This is a genomic window from Bradyrhizobium sp. UFLA05-112 (assembly GCF_053572325.1).
Map to the genome: position 1 here is coordinate 1 of NZ_JBANBK010000117.1, position 20,006 is coordinate 20,006.

Annotated in this window: 15 protein-coding genes and 3 pseudogenes; 8 read left to right on the forward strand and 10 right to left on the reverse strand. The window is 57.7% G+C overall.

Annotated features, from left to right (window positions below):
* Positions 1-75: hypothetical protein (locus SO180_RS38460; protein WP_405047634.1), on the reverse strand; the 75-nt coding region annotated here is incomplete at its 3' end.
* 333 nt (positions 76-408) lie between these two features.
* Here SO180_RS38460 and SO180_RS38465 point away from each other — a divergent pair.
* Positions 409-885 carry a response regulator gene (locus tag SO180_RS38465; RefSeq protein ID WP_449384005.1) on the forward strand — a complete coding sequence of 159 codons (477 nt, stop codon included), beginning with the start codon at positions 409-411 and terminating at the stop codon, positions 883-885.
* A 286-nt stretch (positions 886-1,171) separates the two neighbouring features.
* Here the strand turns inward: SO180_RS38465 and SO180_RS38470 are convergent, their stop codons facing one another.
* From SO180_RS38470 to SO180_RS38480, 3 genes are all read right to left on the reverse strand, one after another.
* Positions 1,172-1,366: a 4Fe-4S binding protein gene (locus tag SO180_RS38470; RefSeq protein WP_449384006.1), complete on the reverse strand. Its 195-nt coding sequence runs from the start codon at positions 1,364-1,366 to the stop codon at positions 1,172-1,174.
* A gap of 450 nt (positions 1,367-1,816) precedes the next feature.
* Entirely contained in the window at positions 1,817-2,608 is a 792-nt protein-coding gene (locus SO180_RS38475; protein ID WP_449384018.1) for an SDR family NAD(P)-dependent oxidoreductase, read from the reverse strand.
* A gap of 1,261 nt (positions 2,609-3,869) precedes the next feature.
* Positions 3,870-4,901: a LacI family DNA-binding transcriptional regulator gene (locus SO180_RS38480; protein WP_449384007.1), complete on the reverse strand. Its 1,032-nt coding sequence runs from the start codon at positions 4,899-4,901 to the stop codon at positions 3,870-3,872.
* An 838-nt stretch (positions 4,902-5,739) separates the two neighbouring features.
* Between SO180_RS38480 and SO180_RS38485 the strand changes: the two are divergent.
* Positions 5,740-6,847, forward strand: a pseudogene (locus tag SO180_RS38485) (IS630 family transposase).
* A 15-nt stretch (positions 6,848-6,862) separates the two neighbouring features.
* On the opposite strand, the gene SO180_RS38490 reads toward SO180_RS38485, so the two are convergent.
* A complete protein-coding gene (locus SO180_RS38490; protein ID WP_449384008.1) occupies positions 6,863-8,083 on the reverse strand; it encodes a type III PLP-dependent enzyme domain-containing protein in 1,221 nt (406 codons plus the stop codon).
* Positions 8,084-8,745: 662 nt separating this feature from the next.
* Between SO180_RS38490 and SO180_RS38495 the strand changes: the two genes are divergently transcribed.
* From SO180_RS38495 to SO180_RS38515, 5 genes and pseudogenes are all read left to right on the forward strand, one after another.
* The gene (locus tag SO180_RS38495) at positions 8,746-8,928 is read left to right on the forward strand and encodes a hypothetical protein (protein WP_449384009.1); all 183 of its coding nucleotides are present in this window, start codon (positions 8,746-8,748) and stop codon (positions 8,926-8,928) included.
* Between the two features lie 207 nt (positions 8,929-9,135).
* Positions 9,136-9,667: pseudogene (locus tag SO180_RS38500) on the forward strand (integrase core domain-containing protein); the annotation flags it as partial.
* 103 nt (positions 9,668-9,770) lie between these two features.
* Positions 9,771-9,953: a pyridoxamine 5'-phosphate oxidase family protein gene (locus SO180_RS38505; RefSeq protein WP_449384010.1), complete on the forward strand. Its 183-nt coding sequence runs from the start codon at positions 9,771-9,773 to the stop codon at positions 9,951-9,953.
* A gap of 16 nt (positions 9,954-9,969) precedes the next feature.
* On the forward strand, positions 9,970-10,161 hold the full coding sequence (locus SO180_RS38510; protein WP_449384011.1) for a hypothetical protein: 192 nt from the start codon (positions 9,970-9,972) through the stop codon (positions 10,159-10,161).
* 626 nt (positions 10,162-10,787) lie between these two features.
* Positions 10,788-12,500, forward strand: coding sequence for an outer membrane beta-barrel protein (locus SO180_RS38515; RefSeq protein ID WP_449384012.1), 1,713 nt, complete (start codon positions 10,788-10,790; stop codon positions 12,498-12,500).
* A 331-nt stretch (positions 12,501-12,831) separates the two neighbouring features.
* Here SO180_RS38515 and SO180_RS38520 read toward each other — a convergent pair.
* The 3 genes and pseudogenes from SO180_RS38520 to SO180_RS38530 form a co-directional block, all read right to left on the reverse strand.
* A pseudogene (locus SO180_RS38520) lies at positions 12,832-14,019 on the reverse strand (IS5 family transposase).
* Positions 14,020-14,334: 315 nt separating this feature from the next.
* A complete protein-coding gene (gene queD / locus SO180_RS38525) occupies positions 14,335-14,691 on the reverse strand; it encodes a 6-carboxytetrahydropterin synthase QueD (protein ID WP_449384013.1) in 357 nt (118 codons plus the stop codon).
* A gap of 93 nt (positions 14,692-14,784) precedes the next feature.
* Positions 14,785-16,098: an LLM class flavin-dependent oxidoreductase gene (locus tag SO180_RS38530; protein WP_449384014.1), complete on the reverse strand. Its 1,314-nt coding sequence runs from the start codon at positions 16,096-16,098 to the stop codon at positions 14,785-14,787.
* A 780-nt stretch (positions 16,099-16,878) separates the two neighbouring features.
* Between SO180_RS38530 and SO180_RS38535 the strand changes: the two genes are divergently transcribed.
* Positions 16,879-17,865: a pectinesterase family protein gene (locus tag SO180_RS38535; protein WP_449384015.1), complete on the forward strand. Its 987-nt coding sequence runs from the start codon at positions 16,879-16,881 to the stop codon at positions 17,863-17,865.
* A 255-nt stretch (positions 17,866-18,120) separates the two neighbouring features.
* Here the strand turns inward: SO180_RS38535 and SO180_RS38540 are convergent, their stop codons facing one another.
* Positions 18,121-19,434, reverse strand: coding sequence for a glycoside hydrolase family 28 protein (locus SO180_RS38540; protein ID WP_449384016.1), 1,314 nt, complete (start codon positions 19,432-19,434; stop codon positions 18,121-18,123).
* Positions 19,435-19,583: 149 nt separating this feature from the next.
* The coding region (locus SO180_RS38545) for an SIS domain-containing protein (RefSeq protein ID WP_449384017.1) at positions 19,584-20,006 on the reverse strand (423 nt) is incomplete at its 5' end.

The window sequence follows — 20,006 nt, forward strand, 5'->3', positions numbered from 1 at the left end:
GAGCGTATTCTGCGACGTCGTCGACTTGCCGATACCACCCTTGCCGTAAAACGCGATTTGTCTCAGTGAAGACATGTTGCTCTCCGTCAACCGGTTAATGATCTGCGGACTGCGCTCTCTCTGATCCTATCGCCTAGCGCGCCGCATTGGCAGCTCGGTGAAAAGGCGATAGCCCAGCCCTTGCGTAACGACTTTTGCAACCTGCGTGCCAGCGCCGGCTAGAGGCGAAAAATGGTGTCAGTAGAGATAGATAATAGTGGTGGAGATGGGCATTGTTGTAAGTCTGACATCGGCAAGTTTGACTGAGCGGTCACACACGCCTGTCAGAAACAAAGCAATGCTCGCTTTGTCCGACTAACGAAATCGGTAGTTTTCCTTTTCGGCACGTCAAGATACGGAGCTTGCTCGATGTGTATCAATCAATACACCGAGGGTATCATGCACTTCGCGACCGAGGTTGATGCGAGCCGAGACCGTCCGACCGTCTTCCTGATCGAGCGCGAACAGGTGGTACGTTCCGCGCTCGACTACATTCTGCGCGAACGCTATCAGACACATGCTTTTTCCTCTGTGAAAGAGGCCATGACCTGTCCCATAACAGCTCCCGACGCGATGTTGCTGGGTATTGCTATCCTGCGGGAGCGAGGCGACGCGGTCCTGGCAGAACTTGGCAACGTCTTTGCGCATGCTAAGATCCTGCTCATCGCGGAACGGAATTCCGATCCTGTGGTACGGGCCGGGCTTGAACGGGGCGCACACGGCGTCATCCGCAAGCCAATCTCCTACGATTCCGTCTGCAGTGCCGTCAGCATAGCTCTCGGTGCATCGGTCGCTCCTGATAAGCCATCCCGTCTCATTCGCATCGCGTTCGATAGGAGCTTCTAGCCCAACCTTCGATCGGCCAAAATTGTTTCGACCTGCGCCCCTCTCGGGATGCTCGCGAATGGCTTGCAAGATCGGCCGGAACAATCGCGCACGCCTTTTTCAGCTCCGGCTGGCAGTCCTGGATACGGACAGCGAGCTGAAATTCGCCCTTGGGATAATCGACGCGCCCCTGGGTGGGCTCAATCATGACCAGCCAGCCACAACGGGCGTCAAGCCGCCAGCCAGCGCGCATGCGCCGACAATCCTTCGACTGAGCCCGTCGGCGGCGACATCTTCTTGGACATCTTCAGGCGGGGACGCATGTGTCCTCGATTGGACAGACGACCGCACATTGCGGCGTATCGCAATGTCCCTCGCACTCTGTGCACTTTTTCGGATCGATCACATAAATGTCGCGCTTTAGGCTGATCGCGCCGTTCGGACACTCGAACTCACATGCACCGCAAACCGAGCATTGCGAGGCGACGATCTTGTAAGCCATGGATTGCGACTCCTAGGAGATAAATGATGCCGTTGGATATCCCCTTTCAAGCCGCGTGCCACATTCCAGACACTTGAAATCCCGATATCACATGTGGCTGCGACGGTCGTCGTGAGCCATACAGCACGTCACACCCGTGGTGACCCCACCGGAAATGTCTGACCTCAAGAGCGAAGGTCTTGAGCCCGCACCCGATCTGCGCGATGCCACGACGAATTGGCGTGGCCTCTCGAACCCGCGCGGGTCTTCGGGTACGCCCGACCTGGCGTGGACCCGCGCAAGCGCGACGACCTTGGCCCCCATTTCGGACTCCGCACCACTGTGGGTTATGTAGACAGTCATACCCACGCTGTCGACTTACCGACAACGGCTTCGTCGCCTTCGTCCAGTTTCTAGCGGATATCTCCAATTAATCTCACGCGACTTATCGACGTCATCCGCGCCGCAATATCACACGTGCTGTCCGCCATTGATCGGCACTTCCGCACCAGTGACGTAGCTCGCCGCGCTCGAGCAGAGGAAGAAAATAACCTTGGCAACCTCGTCCGGCGTGCCGACACGGTGCAGCGGTATAATCGGCGCCAACTTTGCCTCGGTTTCCGGCGACAGGATATCGGTCTTGATCTCGCCCGGCGCAATCGCATTGACCCGAATTCCAAATGGAGCGTAGTCATGCGCCATCTCGCGCGTGAGGCAGGCGAGCGCTGCCTTGGAGGTCGCATAGGCAGTACCGGCGAACGGATGCACGCGACTGCCGACAATTGACGTGACATTGACGATCGATCCGGATGCCACTTTCAATTCTTCGAACAGGCCTTGAGCAAGTAGAATAGGCGCGACCAGGTTGACGTGAAACACGCTCATCCAGGTTTCGATGGATGTTGTTAGGGAGTTCAATCGACTGCCGTCGGGCGCCTTTGGGGAGATGCCGGCATTATTGACCAGCGCGTGGATCGGCTCTCCGTTGAGCCTCTGCTTGATTTCGGTGATCGCGCCGGGCAATGCGCGATGATCGCTCAATTCCACCTGGACGTGGTTATTGATGCCCGACTCCCAGGGACATCGACTGCGATCAAAAGGCTGCCTAGAACAGGAGATGACTCGCCATCCGGCTTCCGAGAACAATCTACCCGTCGCATGACCAATGCCGCGCGAGGCGCCGGTTAGTACAAGCGTCTTCCCCTCGCCACCTCGTGCACGCGACCTATCGTCGTGAAACGGACAGAGCGCGAGATCCGGCACAGGGGTTCGATTAACAACACCGTCTCCATCTAATCCATGAAGGGGCAAGCGAGCTCCTCGAGACTTGGTGAGATACGCAACGTCGTCACCGATGCAAGGAAGTTTGCAACAATTAGGCCAGTGCAGGTAGATGCACGATAAGATTCTAGGATGTCGGCTTTTGCGACATCATCACCGGATTGAAGCAAGAGCTTATCGTCCTTCAATCCACATCCTGTGCTGAAAACGGCGCGCTTGGCAGCGGACCTCACGAGCTGTGTTCTCTCTGGAGGTCCTTACATAGTCGCTGTGCTGCTTGAGACGCCCGTCAAGGCGCACCAACCGTCCTATAACAACGATACTTTGCGAAGGGGCTTTCACGCATCGCAGCTCGCGAAGCCAACCGAGGCGCCCGGCGCACTTTCGCCATCCGTAAAATGCGCCGGGTCCCGCCTCTGCACCATCAGTACATCCGTGATGATGCTGCTCTGACTGACGCGAGTAGCGTGGCGAAACTGAGGCCATTGGGAGCGGCGCTACAGCGCCACAACATAATTTACGCAAGCGGCTCGAACGAGCTTGAATCGCACGTAGCGTGAATTTGTATGATCTCTGATTCCGCGTTTGCACGCCAATACGAACCGGCTAGTTATACCGACGCGAGAGAGCGGCCAGGAGGGCCGCCATCCTCTCCCACGCCTTAGATACACAGCCCCCGGTAAACCAGAACTCCACTCGATTGTCGTGCATGCGCGTTCTGATGGACTATCATACGCAAGCGAAGTCACTGGACGATTCCAGCGTTGCAAGCAAAACTCCCGTGGCCTCTTTAGCGGCGATAAATCCCCTGCAACTCAGCGCAGTCTCCTAAGATCACCCGAAGCTCGCTTGGAAGCCGCCAATTCAGTTCGACATGGCGCTTGCTTCGTACGACGCAGAATCGCCCAGTGCGCATCTGACGTAGATCGCAGCTTGATAGAATTATTCCGACGGCCATCGCTTGATCTGGATTTTCATCGGATATCCGTAGGAGCGTGATTAGGGCCCCGATCCAGAAGGCTGTTAACACCATGACAACGTCGTCTTCGACCAAGACCGAGACGGCTATCCTCAGTTCACTTCATTGTCGTCGTCCGACAGCCCGCTTTAGTCTTCGCCGATTTCCTCGGCGGACCGGTGATGGCGGGCGAGGCAATTGAGCGCGTCGATGTACACGATCGAGCAGTCCCCAGATCATTCATGAATTTCCACGAGAGCAACGGGGCGATGGATTCCTTCTTCCTTAAGCCCATAGGCTCTCTGGGGTGAGGATCTCGAACGGCACGATCCGCTGCTCGATTGACGCTGTGTCTCGACACTCGACCAAGCGCAACATCACATCAATCAGCTCCTGGGGCATCTTGTCCAGGGGATGGCATATGGATGCGGTAATCAGTCCTTCGTTCATTCCTTTGCGTGTTTCAGGTCCTACATCCCTGCAGACGATGCGGATTTTCCGCCGTCGTTCGACAGGCAGCTCGCGCAGCGCGCGTAAGACGCCCGAAATACCTCCGTCATTGACGAAGATGCCTCTGAGATCCGGATTTTTGGCAATCAGTTTGCGGACGACTCCATGGTCGTTCCCGTGCTCTTCCTGAATCAGTAGTGTGTCGCTTACGTCAAAGTCCGGGGCATGCTCGCGCATGTAGGAGCGGAAACTTGCGGCTGAAATCTCCTCGCACTGATAGCGGTTTCCGCCGATCAGGGGAACTACCTTGCCTAACTCGCGGACCGTCTGCTTGATGAACCAAGCTGCTGTCCGACCGGCCATCCAGTTGTCAGTCCCCACAAAGCCTGCCCGGCTCGCGGCAGAGAGGTCAGTAACGTAGGCGACGACCGGAACGCCTATGGCCCGCAATTCGTCGATCGCCTGACTGACCAGCGGATGGTCGGCGGTGATGATAGCGACGGCGTCGCTTTGTTTCCCAAGGCTCAGGAGATTGGTAGCGACGGCTTCCGGGGCCAGGTCGTCCTCGAAGAGCACGTTCGCCTTGATAACGGTATCGGTGCGCCGAGATGCGGCGGCAACGATTCCCGCGGCCCACACCTGGTAGAGCGGCCGGTGCGACTGTTGCATGAGAAAGCCAAGCCTCCGGTGAGGCTTCATGCGCTTGCGCAGCGTGCCCAAGCCGTAAAAGCCAATTTTCTCTGCTGTTTCCGCGATACGCTCGGCGGTTTCGGAGCGCACCGTGGCGCCACCATGCAGGAGCCGATTTACCGTCGACACACTCACGCCGGCTCCCTGCGCCAAGTCGGCGATCGTTGGCCGTTTCATCGCTATCTCCTGGATGCGTCATCAGTGGCCGTCGTCAGCGGGTGACCCATTCCGCGCAAGCGTCTCTCCTCGGAGGCGTCTTCGCGATGTGCGAAGTGATGTAGAGACTGCCTCCGCATTTGCGTACCGAGCAACACGCGTCGAGCCGGCCTGGTTGATAGTCCTTGCGAGCAACGGCGGCGCGACGGTCACGAACTTGGCAAGTGGACTTGCGCTACGATCGCTTACAAAGGTGGAAGCGAGGGTGACTGACATGGTTCGGCGTGCCCGAGTACGAGCGCTCATCAACGCGTAAGCGCGGGACTTACTGCTCCCACGAGCCTGCTGCGGATTCGATGTACACATCCGATCTACGACGAGCGAGCTGTCGAACGCCCCTTCCGTTACCCATCCTTCGGCTTATCAGCCGTTGGTATCCGGTCGCCGGATTCCGGAGAATTCACATTTGTGGTCACATCAAGCACGCAAGGTAGGTAGCGGTCACGACGCCGAAAACGTAATTCTAGGGCGGCATAGGCGCATCCGAAGCTGGCAAAGAAGATGGAAAACAAAATGAAGAGGAGTGGAGCGCTTTCCTCTCTCCACATGCACTGTGAGAACGCCATATATTGCGGCCACCTTTGGTCAGGTCGGGAGGACCTACGATATAGTCTACAATCTGACGTTACGTGCGATTCAAGCACCGTCGGCCGCTGCGTGAGAATTCTGCAAGAGCTGAGCTTTGGCTCACCGGGGCCGCCTAAGGAAGCGCTGCCAGAAATGCACTGTCGATATCTAGTCATCTGGAATACAAGTTCGTCGCATAAAAGATCGCTGGGGGCTCTGAAGGAGAGCGCTTGTGGCGAATGCAGGTATGAGAGGACGGCCGACCGCGCCGTTGGTGCTGAGTCAGCAGGAGCGGACGTACTTGGAGAGGCAAGTTCGTCGTCATCGTGTTACCCGCTCGCTATCTGAGCGGTGCCGCGCGATACTGCGGTGTGCGGATGGCCTGCCAAGCAAGTCCGTGGCTACCGAACTCGGGCTCCATGAGCACACCGTTGGCAAATGGCGCCGCCGATTTTTGAGGGATCGCTGCGATGGCCTGCTCGACGAGGGCCGCCCTGGCCGCCCTCGCACCATCAACGACGATCAGGTTGCCGCGGTGATCGAACGAACGTTGCGGACGACGCCAGCCGACGCGACGCACTGGTCGATCCGCTCGATGGCTGCGGAAACCGGTTTTTCCCACACCACGATCCGCCGAATGTGGGCGGCGTTCGGGTTGCAGCCGCACCGTAGCCAACATTCAGGCTGTCGAGCGATCCGCTGTTCGTCGAGAAGATGCGCGATATCGTCGGCCTTTACCTGTCCCCGCCGAACCGAGCCCTTGTCCTCAGCATCGATGAGAAAAGCCAGATTCAGGCGCTTGATCGCGAGCAGCCGGTCTTGCCGATGATGCCTGGCGTGCCGGAGCGTCGCACGCACAGCTATGTGCGGCATGGCACGACCTCGCTGTTTGCGGCGCTCGACGTCGCCTCGGGTTCGTCATCGGCAAATGCTACAAACGCCACCGGGCGGTTGAGTTCTTGAAGTTTCTAAAAGAGATCGATGCTCAAGTTCCTGAAGGGTTCGATGTCCATATCGTCATGGATAACTACGCCACCCACAAGACACCCAAGATCAAGTCGTGGCTCGCCCGACGGCCGCATTATCAAGTCCACTTCACGCCGACTTCCGTGTCATGGATCAATCAGGTCGAGCGCTGGTTCGCTGAACTCACCAGAAAGCAGATCCAGCGAGGTGTTCATACCTCCGTCAGGCAGCTCGAGGCCGACATCCGCACCTTCATTGACCTGCACAACAGAAACCCAAAGCCCTTCAAATGGACCAAGTCCGCAGACCAGATCTTGGCTTCCGTCAAACGCTTCTGCCACAAAGCCCAGCAGACTTTATGTGGCGAACTTTAGATTCACGTGACTAGACTAGCTAGTATGTTCATGAACAGGCAACATGGTAAGTTCATCCTGTCCTACAGCCACGATCTTATCGACCGAAAATCCGTTGAATCGCGTCATTTTCGTGTAGGCGCCCACATTCTGGAATTCAATCCAATCGCCTTCGCTCAAATCGCGTGGCAGTGAATACGAGAATCCAAGCCTGTCCATGCCGTCGCAAGTTGGGCCAAAGATGATGAAGTCCTGCCACTCCTCAGTCTGGATTGGCTGTCCCCCACGCCAAGCGCGGGCGGGGAGCAGAAAATATTGTCGGGCAGGTGAGAGCCCGCTGTAGATGCCCGCGCCGCAGTAGAGCGCCCCGCCTTTTCTTAAGATCACTCGGCAAAACAAAGAAATGCTATCATGAACCAGTGCTCGTCCGGGCTCGCACAAGAGTTCAACACGCTTTAGTGCATCCGTTCCGCGCACAAGTTTCGTGATGTCGGAGAGCATGCTCAAGGGAGAGTGATAGGGGACGTTCAGATAATGGCCGGGAAAGCCGCCACCAATATCGAGCGCTGTGGGAGCCGGAGAAACAGCTTCTATAATGTCGACGGCCGCCCGAATGCCATGCAGATAGGGATCGACAACGATCGTTTGGGAACCTGGGTGAAAGGACAAGCCCGTGGTCCAGCGCGATTGCGCGTTGACGAGACCCAGCAGACGGCCTGCTTCGGCCGGCGAGACACCAAACTTGTCGTTTAAGTCTAACATGGCGCACGTCCCGCTACACTTGAACCGGACGTAGATTCGTATTTCCGGATCATGCGACGGCAGGACCTCGAGGAGCTTCCGCAGCTCGGCTTCGCAATCGATGACATAGTCGCGAACCCCCAGATCCCGGAACGTCCGTTCGATATCGCGACGAGATTTCACGGGATTCATGAACCATGAACGGGCGCGGGGAATAGTCGAATTAACAAGGTGGGCTTCGGCCAGCGACGCCACGTCGAATCCGGCCACTCCGGCGCGAGAGATCGCGTGCAGAATTTTGGGCAACGGATTCGCCTTCACCGCATACAGCACGCGTCCTGAGAAATGCTGCGTGAATTCGCGCGTGACGGATGCAAGACGCCCCTCATTGAGCGTATAGAAGGCATCAACTTCCGCCGTTTCCAGTGACCTTACCAAGCTCATATTGCACCATTCCTCTCGCGCCAGACGGGAGTAGCCAGCGCCTTTGTTGCCTGCTGCGAGAGCAATGACCATGCCAGCGCTCCTCGCGCATTGAACCGCCCGATTACGCTTTGAAGCAGTTCGCCATGCGCCACGGCGCGCGCTTACAACTTTTGTACACGGCCTTGAAAAGCCAGACAAAGATTGAGGGGCGGGCGGAAATGGATTTCTTTAGGATTTACGGTAAGGCCACCCGGGCCATAAAAGATATTCTCCCGCAGACTTCAATGGGGTGGCTCGACCTCAGCGTTCGCGGCGCTGATGCTTTTCCGAACCACATCACTTTCTGTGCCGCGTCACGCGGAGCGCGACCAGTTGGGAACCGGACCTTCCGGATGGGGAATGTTCGTCTATCGCTTCGAAACCGATAGTTCCGCGACTCTGCCGAGCCGCACGCTCGGCCATACGCGCGTTCTTTCCGCCTTGCCGGGATTGGGCCGTCCCTAGCGCCGCGCGCCACGCGGGCCGCCATGGCCTGGGCAAAGCCTGACCGGCCGACCCTATCCCTGGGCACTTCCAGGCAAGGACGCTGCTTCCGTCGGTAGCCGGAAAACGCTGCCATTGCTGCTTCCGCTGCATCTCCGCAATGGCATGGCTGCGGTTCGACTGGATGTCGTGGCGCGGCGGAACGATGTACGGGGCAACGAAACGGCGCGGCAATCAACGCCAGGCGCGAACCACGAAAGAGAAATCGAATGCTCGACTCGCCTTACGGCATGCACCTGGCGATTTTTCTGGCTTGCGATATCGACAAGCCGACCGAAGACCGGCCGGGGCGCATCATCGAACGTCTGATGGATCGCGCCGACAAGGCGCTGCGTTCCGGCAAGGTCACGCAGGTCCAATACGACGCTTGGATAAAGGCCCTGAACACCTAGGCCAAGAGCGGTGAAGCTCGCGCGATAACCGAAGCCGCAGCCTCCTGGCTGCCCACACGACCGGCACCCGAAACGGTCTCTGGGCTCGGGGCAGTACGGCGCGACCATTCCGGTCGCCGCAAAACAGGAGAAGTTGAAATGGCTACCAAGGAGAAAACCGCGAAAGAAGACTCCCGCTAAGAAGGCGGTCGCCAAGAAGCCCAGCGCCAACTCCAGACCGCTGAAGGCAAGCTCTACCTCCATGTCGCGCTCCACCGCACCAGCAAGTTCGCCTTCGTGCAACTGGTCAGAAAGACGGGAAGGAGCTCGGCCTCGGCCTTCCTCGAAGCTGGCTGTTCCATACAAGATCCCCACGGTTCTGACCGACAACGGAATCCAGTTCACTTTCCCGCCACGCTACGCGGATGGCCCGACGGCAAGATACGTGACACGGATGTTCGATCTGCACTGCCAAGAGAATGGCACCGAACATCGGCTGGCCAAGATCAAGCATCCCTGCACCAACGGCGAGGTCGAGCGCATGAACCGCACGATCAAGGAAGCGACAGTCCAATGCTACCATTACGATCGACGATCGGCTCGAAGCTCACCTTGCCGACTTCATCAACGCCTACAACTACGCTTGGCCGCTGAAGACCCTGAAGTGACTCACGCCTTATGAATACATCTGGAAACGACTTCCCAGCCAGAACGAGTCAAACTCAATCCCCTCCAGCAAATGCCGAGACTAAACACCTAGATTGCTAGCCAGCAGCCTCGATTTGATTAATTGATCTGTCTCAAAAGCCGCGTCCTGGCCTTTGCTATTGTTTTTGATGCTGCAGGCGAGCAGGAGTTTCACGATGGACGACACATCCAAGCCGCAGATTCGGGCGTTACTCGATCACCACCGTACGATGCGAATTGCGACACTGCGTCCGGATGGCTTGCCGCAAGTGACTACGGTGGGCTACGCCAACGACGACTTGGCGATCTATTTCCTGTGCGGGAAAGACGGCCAAAAAGGCATCCAATCTGGCCCATGACAACCGCGTTTCCCTCGTGATTGACGACGACACGCCGCAAGTGATGGAAATTACAGGTCTGTCAATGGCCGCGAGGGCCGAAGTCGTGAACGATCCGGTCGAGGGCGAGAAAGCGCTGCGCCTGCTGTTTCAAAGGTATCCTGAACAGAACTTTGGTCCGCTACCGACGCCCACAGATGTTCGCATCTTCCGGCTAGCACCCATGTGATTTCACTGCTCGACTATTCCAAGGGATTTTGCCATACGGAACTTTTCACGTGCTGACGCCAGTTCGTGGCGCTTGATGCCCCGTGCTTTGGGGCGAGGAACCAAAGCCCAAAACCCGGTCTCGAAATACGCTGAAGGGTCCCGCGTACCCGAGCAGACGCGCCCTATCAGTTATCAGTTGAGCCCCAGTGATAGTTTAAATCAACGACGACACCGCGCAGACCTTGAGGACGCGCACAGAAGGCTCCTGTTGAAACCACGCCCGCCGGAGACTGCAGGCGTCACAGCGCGCACCGCACGGAAGCATGACATGCTGCGCAAGGCCCGCCCTGCACATTCAGCGCGCGAGCAGGCCACCGTCGGGCGTTGGCCGCGCCGACTGTCGGTATCGAGACCAATGTCAGCAACTTGACGCTACACACCGCTACGAAGTGCCTGCAGAGCCTGCCGAATTCACTTCGGCACGCGGTTTGCTTCGTTCACGACATCATCACCAACCGCAGTGCGATGATCTTCGGGACGGACTCGGCGCGCGCCGCCGTTAGCGTCTGGTCCGCCCCGACGCTTTGCTGCGGCGATAACTTAAGGCGCTCGGTCGTGGACCGAGAAAATGCAGGGAAGTGTTGGATGCGATCTAGAGTTCTTCTTTTGTTAGCCGGTGCAATTGCGCTCGTTGCAAGCGGTGCAGCGAATGCAGCAGACCTTGCGCCAGAAGTGAAATTGCCCATTGCTGTGTGGAGCTGGTCGGGAGGCTATATTGGCGGGCACGTCGGCGGCGGCTACGGCCGAACCTCCTTCAGCAATCCGTACGGTCCGTCAATCTATGGTGACGTCGTCGATACCCCAGCGTTCTTGGCAGGCGGCCAGATCGGTTATAACTGGCAGAATAACGGCTGGGTATTTGGCGTCGAACTCGATGCCAGCGGTGCTGTCTCCGACGGTACAAATACCTGCCTCGCCGCCTCCGGCTTTATCGTGAGCGCAAACTGCCAGGCAGGTCCCAACGTCTTTGCAACCGGGACCGGTCGCATCGGTTATGCGTTTGGCGCGCTGGGCCACACCCTGGCCTACCTCAAGGGAGGCGTGGCTTGGCAAAACAATCGCGGCGGCGTCGTCAACAATTTTGAAGGCGGGGGGCCACAGGAGAAAACCCATTTCGACTATGGTCGGGTCGGTGGCACCATCGGGCTAGGCGTTGAGCAAGCGCTTACGCCTGCATGGTCGGTGAAAGTCGAGTATGACTATCTGCATTTCGGTGGGCCAAGTGTCGCGACTCCTCCGACGGTGCAAAATCCGCCATTCGCAATTCTTCCAGCGAACACAATGTCCCTGTCCAGCAACTATCACATCGGAAAAATCGGACTGAACTACCATTTTGGCTCCGACCCGTGGACGCAGTGGTCCGATGCACCGCTGTACGCGAAAGCACCTGCCGGCACGCCGCCAATTGCTTACGCCGCCGGTTGGTCGTTCGAAGGCGGATCGCGGCTCTGGCTCAGCCGGGGACGATTCCAATTTAACAACAGCGCAGTGCCCTATGGTAGGCTTGACGACCCCAACATTCTTGTATCAAGGCTCACCTACCACGGCCTCGACGGGCTTTCCGGGGAAGCATTTGGCCGTGTTGATAGCCCGTGGGGAGTGTTCCTGAAGAGTAACGTTGGCACCGGACGCTTCAACAAAGGAAACATAAACAATGAAGATTGGGGCATTTCGGAGGGAGCGAAGCCGCTTTCCTACATCAACAATATGTCCGGCCAGGCAAACGGGAGGTTCACCTATTACACGGCCGACGCTGGTTACGATTTCCTGCGCGGCGCCAACTACAAGGTCGGCGGATTTATCGGCTGGACCTACTATGAACAGAGTTCCGACTCGAGAGGGTGTCTACAGATCGCCAATCCGTTGACTACATGCTTGCCTCCCGGCGACGATAGGGTCATTGGCAGCCAGAATACTCAGTGGAATGCACCTCGGCTCGGCCTCAGCGCCGAAACCATGCTCACCGAGCGTTGGCGTTTGAGCACGGACGTCGCTTACCTGCCCTGGACCGATTTCAACGGGCGTGACCATCATCTGTTGCGCCCAGCAACTACCATCGTTGAACAACGCGGAAATGGTGGCGGCGGCGTCCAGATTGAAGGCGTGTTGTCCTACTTCATCACCAAACACTTCAGCGTTGGCGTCGGCGGGCGCTATTGGGCAATGTGGACCAAAACGGACAGCCCATGGACATGCACAGGCTGTAGTGGCCCGGGAATCATTAGTCCAACTCAGTTTTCGAAGTTCAGCATGGAGCGTTGGGGTACGTTCTTTCAGGCGTCCTATCGGTTCGATTGAAAAGATCAGCCAAGCTCCAGGCCAGTTCGACGCCATCCTGAAGCTTGGTAGTGACACCGACCTCGGCGCCCGTTTGGCGCCGATTAAATCGGCATGTAAGGACTCATCCGAGCCACAAGCTGATTCCACCCATACGACGCAAACTAGCTCAAACCACGGCCTTGATCCGAGAACGCATGGCCTTGGCATGGACCTGTGCTGCATCACAGCGCAGGCTCGTGAGTTGTTGCTCGTCGACCTCGCTGCAAAGAGAGGGTTTCGTCCTATTTGTACGGCATAGCTACCCAGTAGCCACACCTGCGCTCTAGATTCCTTTATTGCTAGTCGGCCGTTAACAAGCCGGATTGAGCTGGGCCTGGCAAGCGAGCGTTCGCCATGGCAATCCCAGGAACAGGCGCAACAATTCCCTGAGCCAGGCGAGGATGCGGCGCAAGTTGTGGCCGACGGCTGAGGGAATGACGTTGGCGGCGTCGCCGGCGTGGCCTTTGAGGTAGCAGCGGCCGAGATGACCTTCTGCTTTCATGTGTCCGATGATGGGATCGATGGCGGAACGGCGGCGCAGCTCGCGCTTGATGATGCCGAAGACGCCGCGCTTCTGGCCAGAGATGAAGACGCGACGGGGATTTTGCGCGTCGTGACCGCGGTACCCCTTGTCGACATAGGCCCGCTCGATCGGACAGCCAGTGAGTGTCTCGGTGCGGTCGATGACCTTCCGCAAGGTGTGACCGTCGTAAGGGTTGTCGGGCAGCGACCTCGCGTGCAGCACGAACAGCCCACCGGGAGCTCGGCGGTTGTTGGTGACGATGGAAGCCTTTACGCCGAATTCGTAAGGCGCAGCAGCCTTGCCTTTGCCGATGCACTCCACCTCCGGGGCATGGAAGGAATAGAGCTTCCAGCCGCGCTGGCGCTGCTGCTGCGAGCGGATCTGCGTGGCCCGGCCAAGCGACAAGGCGAACGCCTTCTCCAGTGCTGGCTGGCCCTCGATCTTGCGACGGATGTCGCGAATGATCCGACCCAGCCGGCTGCACAGGATACGCAACTGCCGCTGATGCCGCCCGAATTGTTTGGCATGAGCGTAACGACCCGCCATCATCGCGGCTGCCTCGGCCACGCGACAATAAGATTGCCGCAGCCTGACGCAGTGCTGTCTCGCCAGACGGTTCAGCCCCCTGATGGCTGCATGCAAGAGTTTGGCATCGGTCGGAAAGGTGATGGCCTTCGGTTGCACCGTGGTGTCGACCGTGACCCGCTTGAGGTCCAGAACTGGAAGTACGGATCGTGGACCCAGCGCTCGCACACCCCTCATCGGACAGCCCATAAATGTGCTTGAGCAGCAGAAGCGGGTCTCGATCCCCGGCCGGCCGTTCTCGCTTTAGAGCGGAGCAATCTCGCCGTCGATCCAGTCCCAATCGACCTTGCCGGCAAGCAGCACCAGCTCGTGCTTCATGTTGATCATCTGGTCCAGTCGTGCCCGGAACAGGTCATTCGATCCCGTCGTCTTGTGCTTCTTCGGCCGCATCGTCCCTCCGATGCACCACACAAGCACAGTTCATAGCGATGGGGAATCCAGAAGCGAATTTGCAAGGTTTGGCGTGCTCAAGCTTCAAATCCCTGCAATCTCCAACGCCACAAAATCCCAAAAACAGACTCTAGCTCAATCGATTAGAGGCTCGTTCATGGGCAACTGACAGGCCGGGAGCGATTGGCGCATTCACGGCCGTGCCGCAAGTCAGTCTTACTCGAACTGTCCCAGCCGTGACTTCCACTTCGTGAGCATTATTGGGAACGCCCCAAGTGACCGGAACAAGTTCGAGCAAACAGGCGGACTTTCTTGTCATCGTCCGTCATACTCGGCCCAAGCATCAGATGTTTCATAGACCCGGACGCACGACATCTGCTGGAATTTGCGATGCAATCTTTCCCAAATCCAAACGGCAATGTTTTCTGCCGTAGGATTCTCCAATCCCTCGACTTCATTCAGGCATCGATGATCGAGTGCATTCATGATTTCGACGAAGGATGCCTCCAGGTCAAAAAAGTCCGCGACGAACCCGGTAACGGGATTTACTGGTCCATCGAGCTGCAGCTCGACCCGATAGGAATGCCCGTGCAGGCGGCTGCACTTGTGTGTGGCCGGCACGTTCGGCAGACGATGAGCCGCCTCAAAATTGAACGCTTGTGATATTTTCATCGGTCGCGCAGTTGCTTTCAGGCTTGGGGCTCAGCCGCGGCCGAGCGGCAGCATAACAAAGATCTTGAGCAAGTTCCGCGGTCAGCTTCGACTTCAATCGACCTTGGCTGCCTTGGCATAGGTTTCCCGCGAAACCATAGGAATCGCGCCTCCACGGGTCGGATCCGCGAAGGTGCCACCCGCCGAAGCATACTCCCTACCAGTGCGACGCTCGAGTACGATGCCCATCGCCTCGATGCTCGGAATATCCGTCTCCCGCAACTCTGGCATCATGGGCTTGCGGGCCAGCGCCGCCTCTACGTAAGGTGCGAGTTCCTCTTCTTTACGTCGGACGCGCTCGTCTTCTCGCTCTTTCAGTGCGGGCATGACCTCCTTGGCAAACAGCTCGAGCGCCTCGCAGATATGTTCGTGCTTGTTCATTCCGCATTGCTGGATGAAGATCATCTGGTCGATACCGACATCTGCATACCCCATGAGGTGGTCACGAACGCTCTGAGGCCGACCGATGGCTCCCGAACCTGGTGTCTCCTTCACGTCGTCCTTGATGGCTTGGAAGCGCCGCCACAGATTCGTATGTCCAGGACGATGTTCGCCATATATCGCGTAATGCGCGATCGAATATCCGAAAAACTTGAAGCCGTCGATTCCGCGGCGCATTGCTTCTTCGGCACTGTCATGAACCATCATGCCGTTGAGCGTTGCAATATTGGCGTTCACCGAATGACCAATGGGCACGCATTCGTCAGACTTAATGATCTCATAGTATTCGTCGCGCCAGATTTTCGCTTGAGATGCTTCGACAAAGCCAAAGACCAGCGCCCCTACCCCATGACGCGCGGCGCGTAGAATGCTGTCGCGCCTCGAACACGCCATCCAGAGCGGTGGATGCGGTTTCTGAACCGGCTTTGGCACGATGTTGCGGGGCGGCATTTTGAAGAATCGCCCTTCGTATCCCGGATATGGCCGCATGGCCATCATATTGGCGGTTTGTTCGACCCCTTCCCGCCACATGGCAGTCTTCTGCTCGGGCTCTATCCCAAACCCCTGCATCTCAATGAGAGACGCTGATTCTCCAGTCCCCCACTCGACACGTCCTCCCGAGATCAGATCAAGCGTCGCGAGGCGCTCGGCCACCCGCGCCGGGTGGTTGTAGCGCGGCGAGGCAAGACAAATGCCGTGGCCAATACGGATATTCTTTGTGCGTTGTGAAACCGCACCCAGAAACACTTCGGGTGCGGACGAGTGAGAGTATTCCTCCAAGAAGTGATGCTCGACCTGCCACATATAATCAAATCCGAGCTGATCGGCGAGCTCGATCTGCTCCAGCGCGTTGCCGAACAATTTTTGCTCGCCACCACTGTCCCAGGGTTGCGGCAATTGGTGCTCATAGAACACTCCAAACTTCATCTGCTCTCCTCTGTTTCGCGGACACGGTTCGCATCATCGCACCATCGATCCCCGACCAAGGGCGCGCCCTGCAATCCGCACTTGCGCTTCGTCTCGAGCGCCTGGAAGGGCCCTCACTTACTCGCGGTTCGACCGACCTGCTAGAATGCTCGCGGTCCCAACCAACGAGTACGCAACCGCTCAGAGGCCACGTCTTCACGAGGCGGGCTATACTGGGGCTACTCCAGAAAACCGAAGTTGGGTAAAGAACGCCGCCCCAAGAACGGAGCCGATAGAGATTCTGCTCTACCAGAGCGTCCGCGACATTGATTCGGACCAACTGGCAGGTTTCATCTGAACTCCTCGCGCGACTACAACATGATCATTGTCGTGATGACACTGTTGCTGTCTGCCGAGCAATCGGCATGCCACAAGTTGGCCTGTAGGCCACGATTGAAGGAGGGGAAAAGCAAGGGATTGCATCCCGCCGGTGGAAGAGTTCGACCCTATTGTCGTGTTTCGGACATGGGCATTTTTACGCAAGCCACAGCCAAACACGACAAGTCCAAGCACCGCATTCCGACAATTTTGAGCGTTCACCCTTGGGCCGACGCAGAAACGGCACGATCATCACTCACGACTGACATTGCACACACCGCCATCTAGATGTGGGACGGCAGGAAACGCGCCTCAAAAAAACACGTGGGATGCAGCGGCTCAAAAGCTTTAAGCCAGCATCGCATCAGATGAGTTTTAAGCACGACACCGCGTATGGCTAGCGCGACAAAGAGTGGGACCATAATGAGATTTTTTCTGATTTCCTCTTCTGTTCTGGCCATGTGCTTCCAGTTCTCGGAAGCATATGCTGAACAAGTTTTGGTCTCGCGATCCGGAGACATGGCCTATCGTTCAGTTCAGGAAGCCGTGGACGCGTTGCCCGCGCGAGGCGGTGACATTTTGATCGCGCCGGGGATCTATCGCGAGAAGGTCAAGGTTGGCAAATCCGGCGTTCACATCAGAGGCACTGGCAAGAAGCCAGGGGACACGGTGGTCGTGTACGGCGACGGCGCGATCAAGGTGGGCGGAACCGTTCATTCCGCCACTGTGGACGCATCCGGCGACGACTTCTGGCTCGACAATCTGACGATTCAAAACGACTATTCCTTGAATCCGGCCAATCCTGCTTCGCAGGCGGTGGCACTGTCTATTACAGGAGATAAGGACGTTATCACCCGAGTCCGGTTACTCGGCGCACAGGATACGCTATTTGCCAACAAGGGGCCGAACGGCCGAACAACCCGGCAATACTTTTCGGACTGCTACATCGAGGGACATGTCGACTACATATTTGGCAATGCCAAAGCCTATTTCCATCGTTGTCAACTGCACGGCATCGCCAATCAGGCTGTGGTCTATACCGCGCAAAGCAAGGACTCGCCGGACGAGGACAGCGCCTACGTGTTCGACCATTGCATGCTCACCGCTGATCCCGCCGCACGCGGCATCGCCCTCGGACGTCCTTGGCGCTCTTACGCTACGGTGATCTTCCTATCCACGGAGATGAACGCACCGGTTATCGCAGAAGGCTGGAGCGAGTGGGATCGCGGCAAGACCGATAGACTGAAGACAGCCTACTATGCCGAATACCGATCTACCGGTATCGGTGCCAATCCCAAAGGACGAGAATCTTACTCCCATCAGCTCTCAGACAGCGAAGCCAAGCAATGGTCGCTCAAAGCGTTCTTTGGTGATGATAGGACCTGGCTGCCGAACTTATCGTCGAGATAGGAACTATGGGACGCTTTTGCACACAGTCTACTGCCGCACCCGTTCTGCCGACTTATCAATGTCCAATTCTTGATCTGCCGCGCACACCTGTGCTGCAGACCCATCGTCGTTTACGAGCCGTTTTACCACTTCGTCGCTTCTCCGACAGCCAATCATGTCCCGCTAGGTGGATGGTACCTACATAAGCCGGCCACGTTTAGTGTGCCTGCTATTCTGCTTCGGTCAAGCGCGAATTCTTCAACGCAGCAATGAGTACTATCGAGGCGCAAGGCTGTTCCTGGTTGTGCTTGGTGGTTGGCTGAATGCCTTTGCGCAGCCCTCCCATGCAGTAGACGATGGCGGATTCGCCGCACCGCGCAACGGCGGCCACACCCTGGAAACCGCTGCATCTACATTTTCAACCTGCCAGACCGCGCTATCGGCAAATCGCACATCGTCCAGCGCAATCTCAAGAGCATGGCCTCGGTCGAGCCCGTGCATCACAAGCGTACCGTCACCGCCGCGCACGTGGCGCAACGCGATCTGGCGGTAGACCGGAATTTCGTTGCCGTGCGCCTGGACATCATAACGTGTATCGAAATAGATGGGCCATCGATTGCCGCGCAGGCACACATTCTCATAGGTCACCCTCTCCACCAGGCCGCCTCGGCTGACATCGCTCTTAATGCGCAAGCCAGACGTCGTGCCATCCAGAGTGAGGCCGTGCACCAGTATGTCGCTGACACCTGAGCTCACTTCACTCCCGATCGACATGCCGTGTCCCCAGCCGAAATAATTATCGATAATTGAAATATGGCGGGCGGGACCGTTGCTGCCGGCTTTGATAGCCACGTTGTCGTCTCCAGTGCGGATCTGACAGTGAGTGATGGTCACGTCCTGGCTGGCGCCAGGATCGATCCCGTCTGTGTTGCGGGCATCGGCCGGTGTATCGATTGTGACACCCCAAAAAGTGGCACCATCGACCCGGTTCATCGCCACGTGGAAATTAGCTGAATTACGCAGCGTGATGCCGTGAAAGGTTATGTCCTGAGCATGGTCGATCTGGATCAGGCGCGGGACGTTCTGGTTGCCGCCCTCAGCTTGCGCGCGCCGGGCAAGTTGCCACCAAGTCTCGGTTGTGCCGGCGATGAGCGCGCCGCCCTGCCCGTCGATGATGCCGTCGCCATAGATACCGCCCCCACGTGTTTTGGAGAAGCTAATGAACGGCCGGCAGCCGTCGCCTTTCCCTTCGATGCGGCCGCAATTTCCGAAACCTTTGTCATACGCCTTCGGTTGAGCAATAGCGACAACCGCGGCATCGCGCTCGATCCACAGGGTCACTCCAGATTTCATCTCGAGGGGGCCCGACAGGAAGGTCCCGCCTGCCAAATAAACCGCCGAGCCAGACGGACAGCGAGCAATGGCGTCTTGGAGCGTGGCCGTATCGTTTTCACTCGACGGCACTAGGCGAGCACAGACATGATTAGGTGCAACAGGCTCGGCGACAATGCGGCGATCTTTGGCCTGTGCGGCGGGACCCATGGTGGCAAGCATGAGCAGCATGGCCCAATAGTGGAAACGGACTAACATGAACGATCTCTCAATTTGCTGCGCAACCTAGGCCAACTGATCTGCTTCAAGCCCGAACGCCACGCCGGCTCTAGCTGTCAGTCATGAACGGTTTAGGCATGTTCCAGCCGTGTCGGAAGACCAGACGCGATCGATCGGTGCCGTCGTGCTTATTCGACAGTTACCGACTTGGCGAGGTTGCGCGGCTGGTCGACGTCGGTGCCCATCACCACCGCCGTGTGATAGGCCAAAAGCTGCACGGGAACGACATATACCATCGGCGTGAAGGCTGCCGCCATGTCGGGCATGACGATGGTAACGAGCGAATCGACCGTCGCCTCCGCCGCCCCCTTGGCGTCCGTCATCAGGATGATGTTGCCGCCGCGGGCGGCGACTTCCTGCATGTTGGAGACGGTCTTCTCGAACACGCGATCGTAAGGCGCAATCACCACAACCGGCATGGTCTCGTCGATCAGCGCGATCGGCCCGTGCTTAAGCTCGCCGGCCGCGTAGCCTTCGGCGTGGATGTAGGAGATCTCCTTCAACTTCAGGGCGCCTTCGAGCGCGAGCGGGAAGCTGGTGCCGCGGCCGAG